This window comes from Flavobacterium amniphilum (genome assembly GCF_023634845.1).
Classification (GTDB): Bacteria; Bacteroidota; Bacteroidia; order Flavobacteriales; family Flavobacteriaceae; genus Flavobacterium; species Flavobacterium amniphilum.
Map to the genome: position 1 here is coordinate 323999 of NZ_JAMLJL010000001.1, position 21150 is coordinate 345148.

The following is a 21150-nucleotide window of genomic DNA, read 5'->3' on the forward strand; positions in this document are numbered from 1 at the left end:
ATTTAGAGAATATGGAAGTAACAGGAAGAATTAAAGTAATTAACCCTACACAGGACGTTAGCGCATCATTCAAGAAAAGAGAGTTAGTGGTTACAACTGATGAGCAGTATCCACAGCACATTATGATTGAATTTACTCAGGCAAAAGTGGATGATTTGAATAACTTCCAAGTAGGTGAGCAGGTTAAAGTTTCTATTAATTTAAGAGGTCGCGAGTGGACAAACCCTCAAGGTGAAACTAAATATTTCAACTCAATTCAAGGTTGGAGAATCGAGCGTTTACAGCAAGAAGCACCGGCTGCGCAACAAATGCCTCCAATGCCGGCTGCACAGGCTTTTGAACCGGCTACATCTTTCAATGAAGAAGAGCACGATGATCTTCCTTTCTAATAAGAATTAAAAGGAATTACAAGAAATAGTTTCAAATCCCAAATTTCAATTGATTGTGCTTTTGCATAAAATTGAAATTTGGGATTTTGCATTTATAGATTTAGAATATGTACCTAATCGATAAGGAATTATATTTCCCGCCAGTAGAACAAACTTCAAAAGAAGGCGTATTGGCCGTTGGAGGCGATTTGTCTCCTGAAAGACTGCTTTTGGCTTATAAAAGTGGAATTTTCCCTTGGTTTGATGACGGTGATCCCATAATGTGGTGGTGTCCGGCTGACCGCATGGTGTTGTTTCCGGAAGAATTCAAGCCCTCAAAAAATATGCGGAACCTCATCAATAAAGGAGTTTTTAAAGTGACCATGAACAAATGTTTCAAGCAGGTCATGGAAAATTGCCAACAGGTTTACCGTCCGGATCAATACGGAACCTGGATCACAGATGAAATGATTGATTCGTATACTTTCCTGCATGAAATAGGACGGGCAAAATCAGTGGAAGTCTGGTTGAACCATGAACTGGTTGGCGGATTATACGGCGTGGATATGGAACACGTTTTTTGTGGAGAAAGTATGTTTTCGAAAGTGAGTAATGCTTCAAAAGTGGCATTTGCGTATTTGGTACAATATTTAAAGACCAATAACTATAAATTGCTTGATTGTCAGGTTTATAATGATCATTTGGCCAGTTTGGGATGCCGTGAAATTGACCGGGAAGATTTTTTGGATATTCTGAAAGAACAATCCTAAGCGTTTAATTTCGGTAAGGTTTTGATATATAATTCTTCTACTTTTTTTCTGGCCCAATCGGTTTTTCTCAAAAAAGTCAGGCTGGATTTTACCGACGGGTTTACTTTAAAGCAATTGATCGGAATGAGTTCTTCCAAAGTGTCAAAGCCATAAAAATCAACCAAAGTTTCAACGATGGTTTTTAATGTAACGCCATGTAGCGGATCTTTACTCATATCAATTGGTTTACCTGTATGCAAAGGTATTAAAATTTCAACTTGGTGAATTGCCAGTTCAGTGTAGAAAAAAGTACCAATTCGTTTTCAAGTACGGGCAAGTCCATAATTAACTTCAATGTTTCCTGTGCCATCATCGTTCCGATAATTCCGGGGAATGTGCCTAAAACACCATTTAAACTGCAATTTGGGACATTTTCGGGGTTGGGTGCTAGTGGAAATATATCACGGAGATTTTTGGAGCCTTTATGGTTAAAAACAGCCATCTGTCCTTCAAACTTCAAAATACTTCCGTAAACCAAAGGTTTGTCGAGTTTGACGCAAGTATCATTTACTAAATAACGTGTTGTAAAATTATCACAACCATCAACGATTACATCAAAGCCGGATAGAATCTTTTCTGCATTATCAATCGTTAGCTTTTCATTAAAAACAGGGTAGTTTACATTCGGATTCAAACGTTGTAAAGTTGTTTTAGCACATTCGGCTTTTGAGAACCCAACAGATTCTTCGGAATATAAAACCTGACGGTGTAAATTGTGCAGTTCCACTTTGTCAAAATCAATAATTCCGATGGTGCCAACTCCCGAAGTAGCCAGATATTGTAAAACAGGACAACCCAATCCGCCGGCTCCTATGACCAGTACTTTGGTATTCTTTAGTTTTAGTTGGCCGGATTCACCCACTTCAGGCAAAAGCATAGGTTTTCCGTAACGTAAGATATCAGTTATTGTCAGCATTGTGTTTTTTTAATTAAGTTTTTTGGAATTTTGATATTGGAATTAAAACTATCACATGTATATTTTGTCCCAGTCTTTCCAAACCGGTTCGTATCCTTTTTTTGTTATTATTTCTGCAATTTCACTTGCCGACCGTTCGTCACTGGTCTCAAATTGCTCCAATGATTGTGGATCTACAACATAACCGCCCGGATTGGTTTTGGAACCGGCACTCATTGATGTTACTCCGATTGGTATGATATTGTCACGGAATTTTTCATTTTCACGGGTTGAAATTGAAATCTCCAAGTCCTCATTCCATAAGCGGTAAGCACAAATCAATTGTAGTAAATCGCGGTCTTCCATGATGAAGTTAGGCTCGATGATGCCTTCTGCCGGGCGTAATCGTGGAAATGAAACAGAATATTTACTTTGCCAATAGGTTTTCTGTAAATAATCCAGATGCAAGGCATTGAAGAAACTGTCCGTACGCCAGTCTTCCAAGCCCAACAAAACGCCCAGTCCAATTTTATGGATGCCGGCTTTACCGATGCGGTCCGGAGTTTCAAGACGGTAATCAAAATTGGATTTTTTTCCCTTCGGATGGTATTGTTTATACACATCACGGTGATAGGTTTCCTGATAAACCAAAACAGTATGGACTCCGACTTGATGCAATTCCTCATACTCTTCCTTTGAAAGAGGTTGTACTTCCACAGAAATATTCGCAAAATCATTTTTAATCTGTGCCACTGCTTTTAGGAAATAGTTGATGTTAACGGTATAATTGGCTTCGCCGGTTACGAGAAGCACATGGTCAAATCCTGCCTTTTTAAGTTCAGCCACTTCCAGTTCGATTTCTTTATCGGTCAGGGTTTTGCGTTTGATTTTATTATCAAGGCTGAAACCGCAGTACGTACATATATTTTGGCATTCATTGCTCAAATACATCGGTGCATACATCTGTATCGTTTTACCGAAGCGCTTTTTGGTCAGTTGATGACTTTGCTGTGCCATTTGTTCCAAATAGGGTTGTGCAGCCGGTGAAATAAGTGCTATAAAATCATTTAAATCTCTTTTGCGTTTAGTTAACGCTAATTCAATTTCTTTTGAAGTTGTACTGTAAATCAGGGTTTGAACTTCATCCCAATTGTGTTTTTCAAAAACCGATGCAAAAGTGTTCATGTTTAGTCGTTTAAAAAGGCTGTTAACGGGCTTGAGGCAATCGCTCGGTTGATGGTTTGCGCCAATTGTGCTTCATAGGCTTTTCTGCCTGAAACGACAGCTTCTTTAAAAGCTTCTGCCATTAATTTAGGGTTTCCGGCAACAGCAATGGCAGTATTGACCAAAACGGCGTCGGCACCCATTTCCATGGCGCGGGCTGCATGGGATGGCGCACCGATTCCTGCATCAACGATCACAGGAACCTTACTTTGTTCAATAATAATTTCCAGAAAGTCTTCGGTTTTTAATCCTTTATTGCTTCCGATGGGTGATCCCAAAGGCATAACCGCAGCGGTTCCGGCATCTTCTAACCGTTTGCACAAAACAGGATCAGCGTGAATGTAGGGTAAGATGATAAAGCCAAGTTTGGCTAATTCTTCAGTAGCTTTCAGTGTTTCGATAGGATCGGGTAGGAGATATTTTGGATCGGGATGGATTTCCAGTTTGAGCCAATTGGTTTCCAAGGCTTCCCGGGCCAATTGTGCTGCAAAAATAGCTTCTTTGGCATTCCGGGCACCCGAAGTATTGGGTAATAAATTGATATGCGGATGGTTGATGTGCGATAAGATGGCGTCGGTTTCTGTTTCTAAATCGATGCGTTTTAATGCAACGGTTACCAATTCGCTTCCGGAGGCCAGAATTGCTTCTTCCATTTGTAGGTTGGAACCGAATTTTCCTGTTCCTAAAAATAAACGGGAATTGAATTCTTTATCGGCGAGTTTTAATGTTGTCATATAATTTTGAGTTGAGTTGTGGCACTAGTTGTGGGTTTTGTGTCAGTAATCCTGAAACGGCAACGCCGTAAACACCTGTTTTTACAATGGGTCTTACATCTTCTAATTGGATTCCTCCAATGGCGAAAATTGGGGTTTTGATTCTTTTTGAAGTCAGCTTTGAAGCCACTTTCTCATAACCTTCCAATCCTAATACCGGACTGAGATTATCTTTAGTTGTGGTGAACTGGAACGGACCCAAACCTATGTAATCACATTTTTCTTCAACCCTTTGTAAAACATCTTCCAGTGTGTTGGCGGTTCCCCCGATTATTTTATCCCCGCCAAGAATTTCCCTGGCTGTTTTTATATTCATGTCGGTTAGTCCCAGATGAATACCGTCTGCGTTGATTTCATAAGCGATATCGACATGGTCATTGATGATAAATGTCGCCGAATAAGTGTCACAAAGCAGTTTTACTGTATCGGCGAGTTCCAGGAATTCATCTTTACGGGCATTTTTAAAACGTAATTGTATCCAGTCGCAGCCATGGTCTAAAGCCTGTCGGATGTTATAAGTCTGCTCTTCAAAGCAGTTTCCCTGTGATATGTATTGTAATTTGCTAAGCATGATGGTACCCCAATAGTGTGTTGTTTGTGTTTAAATAGTTTTCAATGTATTGTTTTGATTGTTGACAGGCCTTTTCAATAGAAAGGCCCAATGCAAGATTAGATGCTATGGCTGAAGACAGTACACAACCTGAACCGTGCTTCTGTTCAATGAAACTGACTGTCGGTTTTAATGTTGTTGTTTTATTTCCGGAATAGAGGTAATCTGTGCCTTTTTCGGTGGGATGGTGCCCGCCTTTGAGTAAGATGGCAGAGTATTTTGACAATTCGGTTGTCATTTCTTCAATGGAAGAATGATTCGGATTTAACTGTCTGATTTCATCATAATTTGGCGTAATCAGAGTGGTTTCTTTTAAAATATCAATTAAAACCGATTGATTTTCAACGGTTGCAAATTCAAATTCCGTAGTTGATTTTAGAACCGTATCCCAAACGATTTTGACTTCAGCGGAATGATTCCGGACTTGTTTGATAATGTATTTCAAGTAATCCAATGAAGGGACGATGCCAATTTTAACCGCTTTGATAGTGTAGGTACCAAAGAGTTTATCTATCGAATGCAGTACAAAGTCTAAATCGGTCCATTGTATGCTATAGAATGCGTCTTCCGTCTGAATGGTATTACCGGTGAGAATACCCAAACCATACACCCGATGCTGTTCGAATGTTTTGATATCGGCCAATATACCTGCGCCTCCCGAAGGATCAAATCCGGCGATGCTTAAAACGAATGGACGGTTTGCTGACATAGTTTAAAGTTTTCCAGTGGATTTGTACTGTTCCAGATAGTTCCCAAGAGCGCTACCTCATCGAAACCGGCTTTTAATGTTTTTGTTATGTTTTGCTGTGATATTCCGCCCAAAGCCACCAGTTTTGTGTTGAAATTGGTCCGTTCTTTTACTGACTCCAGAAGATTAATTTCCGAATGGTAACCCGGTTTTGAAATACTGGGATAGACCGGACTCAAAAAAGCGTAGCCATAATTGTTTTCCAAAGCATTGAATTCGGCAATTGAATGTGTTGAAGCGGAAAGGGCGAAATTTGCCTTTTCAATTTCTGCTTCCGGATTGTGTAAGCGGTTTATTCCGAAGGAACCTGACAGATGATGGTGGCTGTGTAAAACCAGCTGACTGTTGAAATCACTTCCGATGGCTGTTAATAACGAAATCATTTCCGCTTCTGAATAGTCAGGTTTGCGGATATGTAGTAACTCCAATCCACTTTCAAAAAGGGAACGGATGATGCTTATTTCATTGTGAACAGCCACCGGATTTGTGATTACTATCATTTTAATGATGAGTTATGAATTATAAGTTATGAGTGATTAGTTAGAGAAAACTACCTCTTGAATTCTTTCTTTTTCTTGTCTCATATCTAAATATAGATTTCCTTACCGGTTTCAATAAACTCTTCTGATTTGGCTTTCATACCTTCTTCAGCGGCAGCCACATCACGGATTTCCTGTGAGATCTTCATGGAGCAGAACTTAGGGCCGCACATCGAGCAGAAATGGGCAACTTTAGCACCATCAGCCGGAAGAGTTTCATCATGGAATTCCCTTGCGGTATCGGGATCCAGTGCCAGGTTGAACTGATCTTCCCAACGGAATTCGAATCGCGCTTTACTTAGTGCATTGTCACGGTATTGTGCTCCGGGATGCCCTTTGGCCAAATCGGCGGCATGGGCTGCAATTTTATACGTGATAACACCGTCTTTTACGTCTTTCTTGTTCGGTAGGCCTAAATGTTCTTTTGGTGTTACATAACAGAGCATGGCGGTTCCGTACCAGCCAATCATGGCCGCACCGATGGCTGAGGTAATGTGGTCATAACCCGGTGCGATATCAGTGGTTAAAGGGCCTAATGTGTAGAACGGTGCTTCGGCGCAGTGTTCCAATTGTTTGTCCATGTTTTCCTTGATCATGTGCATTGGGACGTGTCCAGGACCTTCGATGAACACCTGAACATCATGTTTCCAGGCAATCTTTGTCAGTTCCCCTAAAGTTTCCAACTCGGCAAATTGGGCAGCGTCATTAGCATCAGCGATAGATCCCGGACGTAAACCGTCACCAAGGGAGAATGCCACATCATACTGCTTCATAATTTCGCAGATTTCTTCAAAATGCGTGTATAAGAAGTTTTCTTTATGATGGAACAAACACCATTTGGCCATAATGGAACCACCACGGGAAACGATTCCGGTTACACGGTTAGCCGTTAAATGGATGTAGCGTAATAAAACCCCGGCATGAATGGTAAAATAAGAAACACCCTGTTCTGCCTGTTCGATTAACGTATCACGGAAGATCTCCCAGGTTAAGTCTTCAGCGATTCCTTTTACTTTTTCCAAAGCCTGATAGATTGGAACAGTTCCAATGGGAACCGGAGAGTTACGGATAATCCATTCGCGGGTTTCGTGTATGTTTTTACCGGTTGACAAGTCCATGATGGTATCGGCGCCCCAACGGCAGGCCCATACTGCCTTTTCCACTTCTTCTTCGATGGATGAGGTTACGGCACTGTTTCCGATGTTAGCGTTGATTTTAACCAAGAAGTTGCGTCCCACAATCATGGGTTCGCTTTCAGGGTGGTTGATGTTGTTCGGGATGATGGCACGTCCGGCGGCTACTTCACTGCGTACAAATTCAGGAGTGATTTTGCTTTTGGGCGTATTGGCACCAAAGCTGTTTCCCACATGTTGGCACTGCATGGCCTTTTGTGCGGTTTCCAATTGTTCGATGCGTTGGTTTTCACGGATGGCGATGTATTCCATTTCCGGTGTAATGATGCCCTGTTTGGCATAATACAACTGGGTTACATTAGCCCCTTCTTTGGCACGCATGGGTTTGTGCAGGTATTCAAAGCGTAAATGGTTTAAGCTTTCGTCATGTAAACGCTTTTTACCATAATCGGAAGAGATTTCGGTTAGTTCTTCGACGTCGTTACGGTCTAATATCCATTGTTCGCGGATGCGGGGCAATCCTTTGCGTACATCGATATCGGCATTTGGATCTGTATAGGGTCCGGACGTATCATAAACCGTTACGGGAGGATTCTTTTCGACACCTCCGTTGGATAGTTTTGTATCATGTAGGGTGATTTCACGCATGGCGACTTTTATCGGGTGGATTTCACCGTCGATGTAGACTTTCGTTGAATTGGGAAAGGGTTTTCTGGAGATTTTTTCTTCGTTATTCATGTTGGTTAGTTATGAGTTATGAATGATAAGTTATAAGTTCTTAAAAGTGATGGTTTCTGCCCGGGATGGAAGCGGATAGCCCGTAAAGGCAAGAGCCGTAAAAAACAGGTTTTGAAAGCGGCGACCGGAGGAAGCGGCTTGCAAGGCCATGTTTTGAGGCTTTTGACTGCGGACTTGCAGCGGACAGCCCGGAAGGCAGCCTTATTATCCGCCTTGCGTGGCTGTGATGATGAGAATATCGTCGGTTTCGGAGAGGGAAGTGGTATCCCATTCTTTTTTAGGAATCACCGAATTGTTGATGGCAAGGGCAATACCGTTTTGTTTGTTGGGGAATTCAAGGTCAAGTAATGCCTGAACAGTGAGCGTTGCTGCGTCGAATTGTTTCTGTTGGTTGTTGATTTTCAGTTCCATTCCTGTTGGTTTTAGTATGTAACAATACTTTAGGAATGGCTGCAATGCGTGCATGAATGCACTGTATATGAAGTCATCTTACTTTTCCCTACGCTAGTATTAACCAGATCAGGTTCAGAGGGTAAAATCTCAGCCTGCATGATGCAGACACCCCTAAAGCGAGACAAATGTAGGATTTTTTATTAAAAGATTGAAGGATTGAAAGATTAAAAGATTGAAGGAGTTTATGGTTTGTGGTTTATTGTTGTTGGGATTATCTTCAATTCCTGATAATCTTATACTTGAATATTATAGTACCTTTGCCCGTGAGTATAGTACTAAAAGAGTGCTACAACAGTGCTACAACAGTGCTATATCTACGCTATATCTCTTACTTTGATCAATGGTTCAAAAACATTAATATAATGGATGAATTTTAGCACTGTTGAGTGTTTATTATTTTCTTTTCCAGCAGTCTTCGATGTGGTCGTTCACCATACCTGTAGCCTGCATGTGGGCATAAACGACGGTGGAACCCACGAATTTGAATCCGCGTTTTTTCAGATCCTTGCTCAGTTTGTCTGATATTTCGGTGGTAGCGGGTACATCTTTCAGGGCTTTGGGATTGTTGTCGATGGGTTTACCGTTTACAAAGTCCCAGATGTATTTGGAAAAGGTTCCGAATTCTTCCTGGACTTTCATAAAAGCCTGCGCATTAGTTACGGTAGCTTTGATTTTTAGTCCGTTACGTATAATTCCGGCATCTTCTTTTAAGGCGTCCATTTTAGCCTCATCGTAAGCCGCTACTTTTTTGTAATCGAAGTTATCAAAAGCCTTACGGAAGTTTTCCCGTTTGGCTAAAATGGTGTACCAGCTTAGTCCGGCCTGAAAGGTTTCCAATACTAAAAATTCAAAGATTGCTGCATCATCATATATGGGATTTCCCCATTCATTATCGTGATAATCACGGTATAAATCATCTTTTTCACACCAGCCACAACGTATTTTTTCCATTTTTTATAGTTTTTAGTAGAGTTTGAATTTTGAATTAGTCGTAAATTTACACTAAATTTTTAATGAAATGAAAACTGAAATTGCACACAGCTTTTTGAACAGCCACAGCTATCCGGAGTACCGTAAAATTGTTTCGGATCTTTTAGCGGCAGGCCAATCATCAGGAAATGAACAGACTGAAGAATTATTACACTACAGCAAATTGAATGAAGTGAGGATGAACCGTTTGGACAAAACGATTCATGTTGATGAAAATGTAATCAGGAAAATACAAGCCTTAAAAAAGGAATACATCTGGCTGACTTTAACGGAAGGATGGTGTGGTGATGCGGCACAAATTGTTCCGGTATTGTTCAAGATAGCTTCGGTAAGCGATAAAATCACGCTGAAATTGGTTTTCAGGGACGAGAATGAAGCCCTGATGAATCTTTTCCTGACAAACGGCAGCAAATCGGTTCCCAAAGTAATTGTCCTGGATGCCAAGACACACGATGTAAAAGCAACCTGGGGTCCAAGACCGGAAGGTGCGACACACCTCATCAAAAGCTATAAGGCACAATACGGAGTGGTGGATGAAACGGCAAAGACCGAACTGCAAATGTGGTACCTGAACGACAAAGGTTTAAGTATCCAGAATGAATTAGCCGATTTAATGGAGCATTTGGAGCATCTGATCTACCAGAAATTATAGATAGCCGGATTAAAGCCTATTAAAATACTTTGAGAGAACCGCCGATATTGAACAGTAAGGTGTCCTGAACATTGTGCAGGTGGAATCTATAGGATGAAACTTCCACGAATATGGAAAAATCGGTATTCTCGTTATCTGTTTCCAGTCCCAAAGCGTATCTTTGATACAATCCCTGCATATTACCCCTTCCTATAGCAAATCCATGTCCGATACCTGTTTGCAAAATCAAACGCATGTCTTCACTAACAGACGGGTTGAGACTCACGTTTCCATAAACCGGAACCGCCACCAAACGCTCGTTAGCTTTCCAGTCGAAACCGGTATGTGCACTTACGGATACCCATTTGTCTTTGTGGGCACCAATACCATATTTGAATCCGATACCGTTTAGGGTAAACCAAGGGCGTGATTCGTTGTAAGACGTACTTGGGTCGTCTGCTTTGGTATTTCCGATGATGGACGTATTGAGGTCGAATTTATGAAAGAAACGTTCGCTGTTCTGTCCCGAATCGTATGTTTCTTTTTCGTTTTTAGGCTTGTAATGTTCGACTGTAGTGTATGTTGTTTGCGGTTTTTGGGCAAAAACAGTTGCAGTAGCGATTAAAAAAAGGGCAAAGAGGACTTTATTTTTCATTTTTAGGGATTAAGGCGTCAAATTGTTCCGGAGTTAAGGCATTTTCAACTGAATAATCCCCAATTTTTGTCCGTCGTAAAGCTGTGAGGTGGCCACCTGATTTTAAAGCCAGTCCGAAATCATATGCCAGCGAACGGATGTATGTCCCTTTGCTGCATTGCACGCGGAAATCGATTTCAGGTAAGGCAATACGGGTAATTTCAAACTCGTGTATCGTTGTTTTTCTGGCTGCTATTTCTACTTCTTCACCGGCACGGGCATGTTCATATAACCGTTTTCCGTCTTTTTTAATTGCTGAAAAAACAGGAGGTTTCTGGTCGATTTCCCCTACGAATTGTTTGACTGTTTCGTGAATCAGTTCTTCAGAGATATGATCCGTAGGGAAGGTTGCGTGAATTGCTGTTTCCAAATCATAAGACGGAGTAGTGGCGCCCACATGGATGGTTCCGGTATATTCTTTGGTTTGCGCCTGTATTTCGGTGATTTTTTTAGTGAATTTACCCGTACACACAATCAATAAGCCCGATGCCAACGGATCGAGTGTACCCGCATGACCGATTTTGAACTTCTTCGGAAGGCCTAAACGGTTTTTCAGCATGTATTTTAATTTGTTTACTGCCTGAAAAGAACTCCATGTCAGCGGTTTGTCAATCAGTAAAACCTGTCCGGTTAATATATTTTCGGTTGTGAATTGGTTTATATCCTGCATTTTAGTGTTCCGGTTTGAATTTTCGGTCTGCAAATTTATAAAAAAGAAATGGGCCGAAGGCAGCTGCGAGATGTTTAAGCGAGTGTCCGCTAATCATTTCATTCGTAATTTGGTATACCGCTGTATCATAGCCTTCCAGGAATTTGGCCACTGCATAGGAAACAATGATCAGCCAGAAATACTTTTTATAGCGTTGTTCTTTTTTGGAAAGAAACAAGATCAGCAGAATGACTAAAATGGGTAAAAACTGGATGAGGGCATAGAAGCGTAAATCATCTGTGAGTATCCAATAAGCGATTGAAAGTAACCCCGTTATAAGCATTGGGTATAACAGTCTCTTTCCTGCACTTGCATTGATAAATTCACCGATGATGACCGATAAGAACGACATAAAAGAAATTGTCATGGGCAAGCGGTCCCAGATTAAAGTGGTATTATCCGGATTGTAATGGTAATACCCCGAACCAAATCCGGTTAAAAGAATCCCGGTAAAAAACCAAATGTAATTTGTCTTCAGGCTAAAATCTTTGATGGAAACTATTTTAACCAATCCGAGGATTCCGATGATGATAAACGGCACATTGGAGATTACATTCCAGAAATTCGGAACCGAAAAAAGGGTAACGCTGTCTGAAAACTGATGGTAATTTTGGTCCTGTGTAATGGGCTTTAGAAAAAAAGCAGCCATAACCGCTATAATTGAAACAGCATACAAAACGACCAGTTGTTGTTTTGTCATTTGGGTTTTATTTGTGTAAAGAAAAATAAGCCAGTAATGCGATACCCGCTACAATACGGTACCAGCCCCAAGGTTTAAAACCATACTGTTTGATAATCCCGATAAAGAATTTTATGGCTAAAACGGCAACTAAAAAAGCAACGATATTACCGATGACAAACATCATGATGGTTTCGTTTGACTGTACAATCAATTCGTACCCTTTCATCTGGCTGTGTTCGTAGGTTTTCAGAAATACCGAATAACAGGTAACCGCTAACATGGTAGGAACGGCAAGAAAGAATGAGAATTCAGCTGCAACGTGACGGGATAATCCCTGTTGCATTCCGCCAATGATAGAGGCTGCACTGCGGCTTGTTCCCGGCATCATGGCCAGGCATTGCCAGAAACCGATTGTAACCGCTTTTTTAACGGTGATATCTTCTTCAGAAGTAACGGTAGGATTTTGAAAAAAGCGGTCCACAAACAATAAGACAACACCGCCAATGATCAATACGATGGCAATTGGAATTGGATTTCCCAATACCGCTTCGATTTTGTCGTCAAATAGCTTACCAAGGACAAGAGCGGGTACGACGGCACAGGCTAATTTGATGAAGAATGTCATTTTGGAAAAATCAAAAAACTTCTTCCAGTATAAAACCACAACGGCCAATATGGCTCCAAACTGAATGGAAACCTGGAATAATTTTACAAAATCATCTTCCTGGATGCCAAAATAGGAACTTGTGAAAATCATGTGTCCGGTTGAAGAAACCGGTAAGTATTCGGTTAAACCTTCAACAATGGCAATAAGTATAGCTTGCAGTAAATCCATTTCTTTGTCAGTAATTGCATTAAGCAGCCACGGTTACCATCGAAATATTGAAAAAACTGTGACTGGAAGGAATATTATTTTAAAGGTTTTTTGAAAATGGAAAAAATAACGATTCCAAAACCAATTAAGACAACTGTTGGTGCCAGTCTGATTCTTCTGAAATTGAAAATCTCAGGATTGAATACTTTGGGATCGTCGCTTCCGCCACCGGCCATCAGGACAAAGCCTAAAACAATGACAGCCAAACCTATTAAAAGAAATTTATAGTTTTCCTTACCAAAAAGGAATTCTTGTTTTTTATCGTCCATCTGATATGAATTATGTTGTTTCCGGGAGCTACAGGCAAAGTTAGCTGAGGTTCCCGGAGTCATTTTCTGTTTTTAATATAAATCGTCAGTTCTCAGGTTTAGGAAACGCTGTGTAGCAAAGTGAGTACTCAACCAAGTGATTAAAACACCAATACCGAATACACCCAACAGGATTACCGTTATTGAAAACTTGTCGTCTAAAATCCCTAAATTCGGGAAGTTAGAGTCTACATACAATAAAACCCCTAATAAGGCGATGATGGCAATACCTCCACCGATCATTCCTAATTTAACGCTTCTCCAGATGAACGGTTTTCTGATAAATGCTTTCGTAGCACCCACCATCTGCATGGTTTTGATGATGAAACGATTGGCATAAATCGATAAACGCAGTGAACTGTTAATCAATAAAACTGCAATTACAGTTAAGAAACCACTGATGATCAAGATCCACATACTGGCCTTTTTCACGTTTTCATTCACCAGTTTTACCAATTCCTTATCGTAAATGATATCTGAGATTAATTTATTTTCCCTTAGTTTATTTTCGATTTTAAGGATACTGTCGCTTTCCACATAAGCCGCTTTGATGTGAATGTCAAACGAGTTTTGTAGTGGATTTACCCCTAAGAATTCCATAAAATCCTCCCCGATGATATCGGAGTGGGTTTTAGCTGCCTGGTCTTTTGAAACGAAATCAACCGTTTTGGCAAATTTTGCCGCTTTCAGGCTGTCACCGAATTTCTGTAAAGTGGTATCCTGAGCTTCGTCTTTGAAATAAACCGACATGGCAATACCTTCTTTGAAATCATTTGACAGTTTCCTTGAGTTTACAACAAATAAAGCCAGTAAACCCAACATAAAAAGTACTAAGAAGACACTCAATACCACCGAAAAATAAGACGTAATTAACCTGCGTTTTTGAAATTTTTCAAAAGATGAACTCATACAACATAAATTATTTGGGGTAAAAATAACAAAGAATTTCTTTATATGAAGTTAATAACGTCCAAAGTTTCGAGATTCTTATAATAAATGTACTTTTATATGAAGTTTTATATCCGGAAAATTAAAAAACAAGCAATACAAACGAAAAATGGAATACAGAATTGAAAAAGATACCATGGGTGAAGTACAGGTTCCTGCCGATAAATATTGGGGAGCCCAAACCGAACGGTCGAGAAATAATTTCAAAATAGGAAATCCGGCTTCGATGCCAAAGGAAATAATTGAAGGTTTTGCCTATCTCAAAAAAGCGGCGGCTTATGCCAATTGCGATTTAGGCGTACTTCCGATTGAAAAAAGAGATGCCATCAGCGCTGTTTGTGACGAAATCCTTGCGGGTAAACTGGATGATCAGTTTCCGTTAGTTATCTGGCAAACCGGTTCGGGAACACAAAGTAACATGAACGTCAATGAAGTGATAGCCAACCGTGCCCAGGTTCTGGCCGGTCATCAAATAGGCGAAGGAGAGCAATTTATCAAAGCCAATGACGATGTGAACAAATCCCAGTCATCCAATGATACTTTCCCGACCGGCATGCACATAGCGGCCTATAAAATGATTCTGGAAACGACTATTCCCGGAGTTGAAAAGCTTTGGGATACACTGCAGGCAAAAGCCGATGTGTTTAAGAACATAGTGAAAATCGGCCGTACGCATTTGATGGATGCCACTCCGCTGACACTCGGACAGGAGATTTCAGGGTATGCAGCCCAATTGGATTACGGATTGAAAGCCCTTAAAAACACCTTGCCCCATCTTTCTGAAATTGCCTTGGGCGGAACGGCTGTGGGAACCGGACTGAATACTCCGGAAGGTTACGATGTAAAAGTTGCCGGATATATTTCTGAATTTACAGGCCATCCTTTTGTAACGGCACCCAATAAGTTTGAAGCTTTGGCTTCACATGATGCCATAGTCGAATCGCATGGTGCATTGAAGCAACTGGCTGTCAGTTTAAATAAAATTGCGAATGATATCCGTATGTTGGCATCGGGTCCACGCTCCGGAATAGGCGAGATTTTAATCCCCGAAAATGAACCAGGATCTTCGATCATGCCAGGGAAAGTCAACCCAACTCAATGCGAGGCACTGACGATGGTATGTGCTCAGGTGATGGGGAATGACGTGGCCATTTCGGTTGGCGGCATGCAGGGACATTATGAGCTCAATGTGTTCAAACCGGTCATGGCGGCCAATTTCCTGCAATCGGCAAGGTTATTGGGTGATGCCTGCGTATCGTTTGATGAACATTGTGCACAGGGAATTGAACCCAATCATGCCCGGATTAAAGAACTGGTTGATAATTCGCTGATGCTGGTGACGGCACTGAATACCAAAATCGGTTATTACAAAGCTGCCGAAATTGCACAGACCGCCCATAAAAACGGGACAACACTGAAAGAAGAAGCCATTCGTCTCGGTTATGTATCGGCGGAAGATTTTGATGCCTGGGTAAAACCGGAAGACATGGTGTAAATCAGTTGATTGTCTTACACAAACTTAATGCCTTCAAAATTTCCAGTTTCTTATAATAAATGTAAATTTGCGGCAAAAATAATGTTGATTGTTTAGGGTTTTTAGTTCATTGTGTTGAACTACAAACCACAAACCATAAACTACAAACCATAAATGAAATACTTTCACGAACAAATCGAAGCCAAATGGCAAAAGTACTGGGCAGATAAACAAACATTTGCTGCCAAGAATGATTCTGATCAACCCAAATACTACGTATTGGATATGTTTCCATATCCTTCAGGAGCGGGATTACATGTGGGGCACCCACTGGGGTACATCGCTTCCGATATCGTAGCGCGTTACAAAAGACATCAGGGATTTAATGTTTTGCATCCGCAAGGGTATGATTCATTCGGTTTGCCGGCTGAACAGTATGCGATCCAAACAGGTCAGCATCCGGAAAAAACTACCAAAGAAAACATTGCCCGTTACCGTGAACAATTGGATAAAATCGGTTTTTCATTTGACTGGAGCCGTGAAGTACGTACCTCAAATCCGGATTATTATAAGCATACCCAATGGATTTTCATCCAGTTGTTCGAATCATGGTATAACAACAATACAGACAAAGCAGAAGATATTTCGACTTTGACGGCTATTTTCGAAAAAGACGGGAATGCTACCGTGAATGCAGTTTGTGACGATAACATTTCAATATTTACTGCTGCTGAATGGAACGGTTTTTCTTCAGAAGAAAAGCAAAGAATCCTATTGCAATACCGTTTGACGTATTTGGCAGAAACTGAGGTAAACTGGTGTCCGGCATTGGGAACGGTTTTAGCGAATGACGAAATCGTAAACGGAGTTTCTGAACGTGGAGGCCATCCGGTGATCCGTAAAAAAATGACCCAATGGTCGATGCGCATTTCGGCGTATGCTGAACGTTTATTGCAAGGTCTGGATACGATTGACTGGACCGAATCACTGAAAGAATCACAGCGTAACTGGATCGGTAAGTCGGTTGGTGCGAGTGTAACTTTCAATCTGAAAGACCACAATGAAACCATTGAAGTGTTTACGACACGTCCTGATACCATTTTCGGTGTAACGTTTATGACGTTGGCACCGGAGCATGATTTGGTAGCCAATATCACGACTGCTGACCAAAAACAAGCCGTTGAAGCTTATGTTGAAGCAACGGCAAAACGTTCGGAGCGTGAGCGTATGGCCGATGTGAAAACCATTTCAGGAGTCTTCACCGGAGCGTATGCCGAGCATCCGTTCACGAAAGAAGCCATTCCGGTTTGGATTGGTGATTACGTATTGGCCGGTTATGGAACAGGTGCTGTTATGGCGGTTCCGTGCGGTGACGAACGTGATTATGCATTCGCGAAGCATTTCAATATCACGATTAAAAATATTTTTGAAGGTGTGGATGTTTCCGAAGTCGCTTTTGATGATAAGAACACGACCATTATAGCCAATTCCGATTTCCTGAACGGATTGAATTACAAAGAAGCGACGGCTAAAATCATTGCCGAATTGGAAAACATCGGGCAAGGAAAAGGGAAAACAAACTACCGTTTGCGTGATGCGGTTTTCTCGCGCCAGCGTTATTGGGGTGAGCCGTTCCCGGTGTATTATGTGAACGGAATGCCACAAATGATTGCCAAAGAACATTTACCGGTTGTATTGCCGGAAGTGGAGAAATACTTGCCAACCGAAGACGGACAGCCGCCATTAGGAAATGCTTCCGTTTGGGCTTGGGATACGGTAAACAATACTGTTGTTTCCAATGATCTGATCGATGAAAAGACTGTTTTTGCTTTGGAATTGAACACCATGCCGGGTTGGGCGGGAAGCTCATGGTACTGGATGCGTTATATGGATGCACACAATGCTGATTATTTTGCTTCAGCCGATGCGTTGAAATACTGGGAAAATGTGGATTTATACATTGGCGGAAGCGAGCATGCAACGGGTCACTTGTTGTATTCGCGTTTCTGGAATAAATTCTTAAAAGACAGAGGTTTTGCACCTACGGAAGAGCCGTTCAAGAAACTGATCAACCAAGGGATGATTTTGGGGAATAGTGCGTTTGTTTACAGAACGGAAGATTCTAAAAAATTAATTTCTAAAGGATTGATTGCTGGTGAAAAAGTACATGCAATTCATGCAGATTTATCGGTAATTAATGACATTACAAACGAATTGGATATTGAAAAGTTCAAAGCTAATCCGTTGTATTCAGATTATATCAATGCTGAGTTTGTATTGGAAAACGGAAAATACATTGTTGGCCGTGAAGTGGAAAAAATGTCCAAGTCAAAATACAACGTAGTAAATCCAGACGACATCTGTAACGATTATGGTGCCGATACCTTACGTTTATACGAAATGTTCCTTGGACCGCTTGAGCAGGCAAAACCATGGAACACGGCAGGTATTACCGGAGTTTCAGGATTTTTGAAAAAACTATGGCGTTTGTATTTTGACGATAACGGTTTGATTGTTAAAGACGAAGAACCAACTGCTGATATGTACAAATCGTTGCATAAAACCATCAAAAAAGTAACCGAAGACATTGAGAACTTCTCGTTCAATACATCAGTATCACAGTTTATGATCTGTGTGAACGAGCTGGCACAGCAGAAGTGTAACCACAGGGCTATTTTAGAGCCTTTGGCCATAGTGGTTTCGCCTTATGCGCCGCACATTGCTGAAGAACTATGGAGTGCTTTGGGGTATGAAGGTTCGATTTCGACCGTAGTGTTTCCTAAATTTGAAGCCAAATACTTAGTGGAATCTGAAAAGGAATATCCGGTATCTTTTAACGGTAAGATGCGTTTCACGATCAAATTGCCTTTGGATTTAACAGCTGTACAGATTGAAGAAATCGTAATGGCTGATGAGAGAACCCAAAACCAATTACAGGGTAGAAAACCAAATAAGGTGATTATTGTTCCCGGAAAGATTATCAATTTAGTGGGATAATATCTTTATACATAAAAAAAAAGGCAGTTCTAACAGCTGCCTTTTTTTATTATACTATTTCGATTTTTGTTTTTTGGATTTGTTTCTTGGTCAAATCCCTTAGTTCGTTGGACTTCTCCCCCTGAGGGAGTAATTTCTTTTGATTTTTTCCATATATATTCTTTTTAATTGATTTCTGAAGTCAAGTTACACAGGATAATTCTTTCCTGTGAAAAATGGACTACAAACGACGTTTTGTCGTATACAAACTAAAATTGTGTTAAATCTAAAGGACAAAATGTCATTTTTTAATAACTTGGTTACTAGTTTGTTGCGGTTTTAATGTCTAATTTAAAATTTGAAAAGATGTTAGGATATTATATATTAATCGGAGGAATCGCATTGGTAAGTTGGTTAGTCAGTAGACAGCTGCAAAGTAAATTTGACCATTATTCCAAAGTTGCTTTGCGAAACGGTATGAGTGGTGCCGAAATAGCCGAAAAGATGCTGAGCGACCATGGTATTTATGATGTGAAAGTAATTTCAACCCCTGGAAGATTAACGGACCATTACAATCCGGCGGATAAAACCGTTAATTTATCAGAAGCGGTTTACAACCAGAGAAATGCGGCTGCAGCGGCTGTAGCTGCACATGAATGCGGACACGCCGTACAACATGCCAAAGCGTACAGCTGGCTGACCATGCGTTCACAATTAGTGCCGCTGGTAGGGATTTCTTCCACGTTGTCACAATGGCTGATTATGGGTGGTTTGATATTGGGAATTGCAGCTAAAGGATTATCATTCGGTTATATTATAGCTGTCATCGGATTGATCATGATGGGAATTGCAACGGCTTTTTCACTGATTACATTACCGGTAGAGTATGATGCGAGTAACAGGGCATTGGCCTGGCTGAAAAATAAAAACATGCTGGGTCAGGAAGAGTATGCCGGAGCCGAAGATGCTTTGAAATGGGCCGCGAGAACCTATTTGGTAGCTGCAATAGGAGCGGTTGCTTCCATGTTGTACTGGGCCATGCAGGTTTTCGGGCGCAGAGAATAAAAATAATTTATAAAATACAAATCCCAAATTCCCGGTCACTTAGTTTGTTGAAGTGCGGAATTTGGGATTTTTTATTGTTCAGTTTTTTATAACTGTATTTGTCTTTCAATTTGCTGGTCAAGGGAGATGAAGGTTTCGGTTCTGGAAACGCCTTCGATTGCCTGAATTTTAGTGTTCAGTAAATTCATTAAATGTTCGTTGTCACGGCAGATGATTTTGATTAGAATACTCCAGTTTCCGGTAGTGTAATGACATTCCAGCACTTCCGGTATTTTTTTTAGTTCCCTTACTGCTTCCGGATTCCGGGCCGCTTTGTCCAGATAGATTCCTACAAAAGCCATTGTACTGTATCCTAAAACCTTATTGTTTACGGTAAATTTTGAACCCGAAATCACTTTGGCTTCTTCTAATTTCCGTAGCCGTTGATGAATTGCCGCACCGGAAATTCCGATCTTATTGGCGATCTGTAAAATCGGCTTGCGGGCATCTTCCATCAGGTAGCGAAGAATTTCTTTGTCTATACCATCAATTTCTATTTGTAGGTGATTTATTTTCATTGGAATAAATTAAAAAACAATTTTATAATTAAATATTTACCGAATGTCCACTGGACATTTATTTCGCTATCGCTTCATACAATTCGATTTTCAATCTCGGGTTTCCTCTTAATATCAAATCGTCAATTTCAATTTGTAAGTGGTTTATTTTCATGACTCAAAATTTGACAGATAAATGTACAAAATTACTCCGGATTATAAGTAAAGTGTTTGTTTTAGTTACAAATGACAGTATTTCTTTCATGAAACAATAAAAACGACTTCTTAACGTTTCATTATCAACCTACTATGTTTAATCCTCAAATTGAAAAGGAATGGATAAATTACGAAAAACACTGTTACTGGTGGTTGCTTTGATAGGAATCACTAAGGCTGGCGCCCAAGAACAAAACTCACTTTCAAATAATATAGGAACGCAGTTTGATTACATTTTAATGAAATCGGAAAGCTACCGGGATTTGAAAATTGTCAAGAAGAAATGGATTGAAAATCTTAAGGAAAATGTGTTGGGTTCGATTTCCAGAACCGAATCTGAATTGGTAAGTTCCAAATCGGTTTTGAATCAGCAGAAATCACAAATCAGTGCACTGCAAACAAAGCTTCAGCAAACCAATGCCGAGCTTTCGGTTTATACGAATTCAGGACCAACGGTTACTTTTTTGGGAATCAGTTTCAATCAGAAACTATTCAGTACGATATTTACGGTATTGTTGTTGGGATCGATTGGAGCAGTTGCTTTTTTTGCCTTCAGATTCAGGAAGTCGAATGCTGTTACCCAACATTCGAAAAGTGTTTTAGCTGAATTGGAAGAAGAATACCAAGATTACAAAAGGAAATCGATTGAAAGAGAACAAAAGATAAGCCGTCAGTTACAGGACGAGCTCAACAAGCAAAAGCTGGGGAACGCCATAAAGCCTTCCTAAGAAAAAAAGCCTGTTACAATTATCTGTAA

24 protein-coding genes and 1 riboswitch are annotated in these 21150 nt (G+C 40.6%); of the genes, 7 read left to right on the forward strand and 17 right to left on the reverse strand.

Going from position 1 to position 21150, the window contains the following annotated elements; genetic code table 11:
• Window positions 1-11: 11 nt before the first annotated feature.
• Both NAT51_RS01380 and aat read left to right on the forward strand, forming a co-directional pair.
• Entirely contained in the window at window positions 12-389 is a 378-nt protein-coding gene (locus tag NAT51_RS01380; RefSeq protein WP_250594495.1) for a DUF3127 domain-containing protein, read from the forward strand.
• Window positions 390-496: 107 nt separating this feature from the next.
• Complete coding sequence (gene aat / locus NAT51_RS01385; RefSeq protein ID WP_250594323.1) at window positions 497-1138, forward strand: leucyl/phenylalanyl-tRNA--protein transferase; 642 nt, start codon at window positions 497-499, stop codon at window positions 1136-1138.
• Here aat and NAT51_RS01390 read toward each other — a convergent pair.
• The 10 genes from NAT51_RS01390 to NAT51_RS01435 form a co-directional block, all read right to left on the reverse strand.
• Window positions 1135-1353, reverse strand: a complete 219-nt coding sequence (locus NAT51_RS01390; protein WP_250594325.1) for a VF530 family protein — start codon at window positions 1351-1353, stop codon at window positions 1135-1137. The genes aat and NAT51_RS01390 overlap by 4 nt on opposite strands.
• A gap of 29 nt (window positions 1354-1382) precedes the next feature.
• Entirely contained in the window at window positions 1383-2093 is a 711-nt protein-coding gene (locus tag NAT51_RS01395) for a HesA/MoeB/ThiF family protein (protein ID WP_250594327.1), read from the reverse strand.
• A 51-nt stretch (window positions 2094-2144) separates the two neighbouring features.
• The gene (gene thiH, locus NAT51_RS01400; protein ID WP_250594329.1) at window positions 2145-3257 is read right to left on the reverse strand and encodes a 2-iminoacetate synthase ThiH; all 1113 of its coding nucleotides are present in this window, start codon (window positions 3255-3257) and stop codon (window positions 2145-2147) included.
• A 2-nt stretch (window positions 3258-3259) separates the two neighbouring features.
• Complete coding sequence (locus NAT51_RS01405) at window positions 3260-4030, reverse strand: thiazole synthase (protein ID WP_250594331.1); 771 nt, start codon at window positions 4028-4030, stop codon at window positions 3260-3262.
• A complete protein-coding gene (locus NAT51_RS01410) occupies window positions 4005-4640 on the reverse strand; it encodes a thiamine phosphate synthase (RefSeq protein WP_250594333.1) in 636 nt (211 codons plus the stop codon). Before NAT51_RS01410 ends, NAT51_RS01405 begins: the two co-directional genes overlap by 26 nt.
• A complete protein-coding gene (locus NAT51_RS01415) occupies window positions 4633-5388 on the reverse strand; it encodes a hydroxymethylpyrimidine/phosphomethylpyrimidine kinase (protein ID WP_250594334.1) in 756 nt (251 codons plus the stop codon). The genes NAT51_RS01410 and NAT51_RS01415 overlap by 8 nt, the downstream gene beginning before the upstream one ends.
• Window positions 5361-5927, reverse strand: a complete 567-nt coding sequence (locus tag NAT51_RS01420; RefSeq protein ID WP_250594337.1) for a thiamine phosphate synthase — start codon at window positions 5925-5927, stop codon at window positions 5361-5363. Before NAT51_RS01420 ends, NAT51_RS01415 begins: the two co-directional genes overlap by 28 nt.
• Before the next feature lie 86 nt (window positions 5928-6013).
• Window positions 6014-7837 carry a phosphomethylpyrimidine synthase ThiC gene (gene thiC, locus NAT51_RS01425; protein WP_250594339.1) on the reverse strand — a complete coding sequence of 608 codons (1824 nt, stop codon included), beginning with the start codon at window positions 7835-7837 and terminating at the stop codon, window positions 6014-6016.
• 204 nt (window positions 7838-8041) lie between these two features.
• Window positions 8042-8248: a sulfur carrier protein ThiS gene (gene thiS / locus NAT51_RS01430; protein WP_250594497.1), complete on the reverse strand. Its 207-nt coding sequence runs from the start codon at window positions 8246-8248 to the stop codon at window positions 8042-8044.
• Window positions 8249-8316: 68 nt separating this feature from the next.
• Window positions 8317-8413, reverse strand: a riboswitch (TPP riboswitch).
• Between the two features lie 270 nt (window positions 8414-8683).
• Window positions 8684-9241, reverse strand: a complete 558-nt coding sequence (locus tag NAT51_RS01435) for a DNA-3-methyladenine glycosylase I (RefSeq protein WP_250594341.1) — start codon at window positions 9239-9241, stop codon at window positions 8684-8686.
• Between the two features lie 67 nt (window positions 9242-9308).
• On the opposite strand from NAT51_RS01435, the gene NAT51_RS01440 reads away from it, so the two are divergent.
• A complete protein-coding gene (locus NAT51_RS01440; protein ID WP_250594343.1) occupies window positions 9309-9932 on the forward strand; it encodes a thioredoxin family protein in 624 nt (207 codons plus the stop codon).
• 19 nt (window positions 9933-9951) lie between these two features.
• On the opposite strand, the gene NAT51_RS01445 is transcribed toward NAT51_RS01440, so the two are convergent.
• The 6 genes from NAT51_RS01445 to NAT51_RS01470 form a co-directional block, all read right to left on the reverse strand.
• Window positions 9952-10566, reverse strand: coding sequence for a hypothetical protein (locus NAT51_RS01445; protein WP_250594345.1), 615 nt, complete (start codon window positions 10564-10566; stop codon window positions 9952-9954).
• Complete coding sequence (gene truB / locus NAT51_RS01450; protein WP_250594347.1) at window positions 10556-11275, reverse strand: tRNA pseudouridine(55) synthase TruB; 720 nt, start codon at window positions 11273-11275, stop codon at window positions 10556-10558. The genes NAT51_RS01445 and truB overlap by 11 nt, the downstream gene beginning before the upstream one ends.
• Before the next feature lies 1 nt (window position 11276).
• A complete protein-coding gene (locus NAT51_RS01455; protein ID WP_250594349.1) occupies window positions 11277-12014 on the reverse strand; it encodes a ceramidase domain-containing protein in 738 nt (245 codons plus the stop codon).
• 7 nt (window positions 12015-12021) lie between these two features.
• Window positions 12022-12831: an undecaprenyl-diphosphate phosphatase gene (locus NAT51_RS01460; protein WP_250594351.1), complete on the reverse strand. Its 810-nt coding sequence runs from the start codon at window positions 12829-12831 to the stop codon at window positions 12022-12024.
• A 74-nt stretch (window positions 12832-12905) separates the two neighbouring features.
• Window positions 12906-13139 (reverse strand): DUF3098 domain-containing protein, encoded by a 234-nt coding sequence (locus NAT51_RS01465; protein WP_250594499.1) that lies wholly within the window; start codon window positions 13137-13139, stop codon window positions 12906-12908.
• 72 nt (window positions 13140-13211) lie between these two features.
• Complete coding sequence (locus tag NAT51_RS01470) at window positions 13212-14087, reverse strand: cell division protein FtsX (RefSeq protein WP_250594353.1); 876 nt, start codon at window positions 14085-14087, stop codon at window positions 13212-13214.
• A gap of 148 nt (window positions 14088-14235) precedes the next feature.
• Between NAT51_RS01470 and fumC the strand changes: the two genes are divergently transcribed.
• The 3 genes from fumC to NAT51_RS01485 all read left to right on the forward strand — a co-directional run bounded on the left by fumC (window position 14236) and on the right by NAT51_RS01485 (window position 19641).
• Complete coding sequence (fumC, locus tag NAT51_RS01475) at window positions 14236-15621, forward strand: class II fumarate hydratase (protein ID WP_250594355.1); 1386 nt, start codon at window positions 14236-14238, stop codon at window positions 15619-15621.
• 153 nt (window positions 15622-15774) lie between these two features.
• Window positions 15775-18597 carry a leucine--tRNA ligase gene (leuS, locus tag NAT51_RS01480; protein ID WP_250594357.1) on the forward strand — a complete coding sequence of 941 codons (2823 nt, stop codon included), beginning with the start codon at window positions 15775-15777 and terminating at the stop codon, window positions 18595-18597.
• 345 nt (window positions 18598-18942) lie between these two features.
• Entirely contained in the window at window positions 18943-19641 is a 699-nt protein-coding gene (locus NAT51_RS01485; RefSeq protein WP_250594358.1) for a zinc metallopeptidase, read from the forward strand.
• A gap of 86 nt (window positions 19642-19727) precedes the next feature.
• On the opposite strand, the gene NAT51_RS01490 is transcribed toward NAT51_RS01485, so the two are convergent.
• On the reverse strand, window positions 19728-20198 hold the full coding sequence (locus NAT51_RS01490; protein ID WP_250594360.1) for an Lrp/AsnC family transcriptional regulator: 471 nt from the start codon (window positions 20196-20198) through the stop codon (window positions 19728-19730).
• A 314-nt stretch (window positions 20199-20512) separates the two neighbouring features.
• On the opposite strand from NAT51_RS01490, the gene NAT51_RS01495 reads away from it, so the two are divergent.
• Window positions 20513-21121, forward strand: coding sequence for a tRNA (guanine-N1)-methyltransferase (locus NAT51_RS01495; RefSeq protein ID WP_250594362.1), 609 nt, complete (start codon window positions 20513-20515; stop codon window positions 21119-21121).
• Window positions 21122-21150: the final 29 nt, after the last annotated feature.

Excerpts from the sequence above, each read along its gene's own strand:
- NAT51_RS01380 (WP_250594495.1), top strand. The coding sequence starts at position 12 with ATGGAAGTAACAGGAAGAATTAAAGTAATTAACCCTACACAGGACGTT.
- aat (WP_250594323.1), top strand. The coding sequence starts at position 497 with ATGTACCTAATCGATAAGGAATTATATTTCCCGCCAGTAGAACAAACT.
- NAT51_RS01390 (WP_250594325.1), bottom strand. The coding sequence starts at position 1,353 with ATGAGTAAAGATCCGCTACATGGCGTTACATTAAAAACCATCGTTGAA.
- NAT51_RS01395 (WP_250594327.1), bottom strand. The coding sequence starts at position 2,093 with ATGCTGACAATAACTGATATCTTACGTTACGGAAAACCTATGCTTTTG.
- thiH (WP_250594329.1), bottom strand. The coding sequence starts at position 3,257 with ATGAACACTTTTGCATCGGTTTTTGAAAAACACAATTGGGATGAAGTT.
- NAT51_RS01405 (WP_250594331.1), bottom strand. The coding sequence starts at position 4,030 with ATGACAACATTAAAACTCGCCGATAAAGAATTCAATTCCCGTTTATTT.
- NAT51_RS01410 (WP_250594333.1), bottom strand. The coding sequence starts at position 4,640 with ATGCTTAGCAAATTACAATACATATCACAGGGAAACTGCTTTGAAGAG.
- NAT51_RS01415 (WP_250594334.1), bottom strand. The coding sequence starts at position 5,388 with ATGTCAGCAAACCGTCCATTCGTTTTAAGCATCGCCGGATTTGATCCT.
- NAT51_RS01420 (WP_250594337.1), bottom strand. The coding sequence starts at position 5,927 with ATGATAGTAATCACAAATCCGGTGGCTGTTCACAATGAAATAAGCATC.
- thiC (WP_250594339.1), bottom strand. The coding sequence starts at position 7,837 with ATGAATAACGAAGAAAAAATCTCCAGAAAACCCTTTCCCAATTCAACG.
- thiS (WP_250594497.1), bottom strand. The coding sequence starts at position 8,248 with ATGGAACTGAAAATCAACAACCAACAGAAACAATTCGACGCAGCAACG.
- NAT51_RS01435 (WP_250594341.1), bottom strand. The coding sequence starts at position 9,241 with ATGGAAAAAATACGTTGTGGCTGGTGTGAAAAAGATGATTTATACCGT.
- NAT51_RS01440 (WP_250594343.1), top strand. The coding sequence starts at position 9,309 with ATGAAAACTGAAATTGCACACAGCTTTTTGAACAGCCACAGCTATCCG.
- NAT51_RS01445 (WP_250594345.1), bottom strand. The coding sequence starts at position 10,566 with ATGAAAAATAAAGTCCTCTTTGCCCTTTTTTTAATCGCTACTGCAACT.
- truB (WP_250594347.1), bottom strand. The coding sequence starts at position 11,275 with ATGCAGGATATAAACCAATTCACAACCGAAAATATATTAACCGGACAG.
- NAT51_RS01455 (WP_250594349.1), bottom strand. The coding sequence starts at position 12,014 with ATGACAAAACAACAACTGGTCGTTTTGTATGCTGTTTCAATTATAGCG.
- NAT51_RS01460 (WP_250594351.1), bottom strand. The coding sequence starts at position 12,831 with ATGGATTTACTGCAAGCTATACTTATTGCCATTGTTGAAGGTTTAACC.
- NAT51_RS01465 (WP_250594499.1), bottom strand. The coding sequence starts at position 13,139 with ATGGACGATAAAAAACAAGAATTCCTTTTTGGTAAGGAAAACTATAAA.
- NAT51_RS01470 (WP_250594353.1), bottom strand. The coding sequence starts at position 14,087 with ATGAGTTCATCTTTTGAAAAATTTCAAAAACGCAGGTTAATTACGTCT.
- fumC (WP_250594355.1), top strand. The coding sequence starts at position 14,236 with ATGGAATACAGAATTGAAAAAGATACCATGGGTGAAGTACAGGTTCCT.
- leuS (WP_250594357.1), top strand. The coding sequence starts at position 15,775 with ATGAAATACTTTCACGAACAAATCGAAGCCAAATGGCAAAAGTACTGG.
- NAT51_RS01485 (WP_250594358.1), top strand. The coding sequence starts at position 18,943 with ATGTTAGGATATTATATATTAATCGGAGGAATCGCATTGGTAAGTTGG.
- NAT51_RS01490 (WP_250594360.1), bottom strand. The coding sequence starts at position 20,198 with ATGAAAATAAATCACCTACAAATAGAAATTGATGGTATAGACAAAGAA.
- NAT51_RS01495 (WP_250594362.1), top strand. The coding sequence starts at position 20,513 with ATGGATAAATTACGAAAAACACTGTTACTGGTGGTTGCTTTGATAGGA.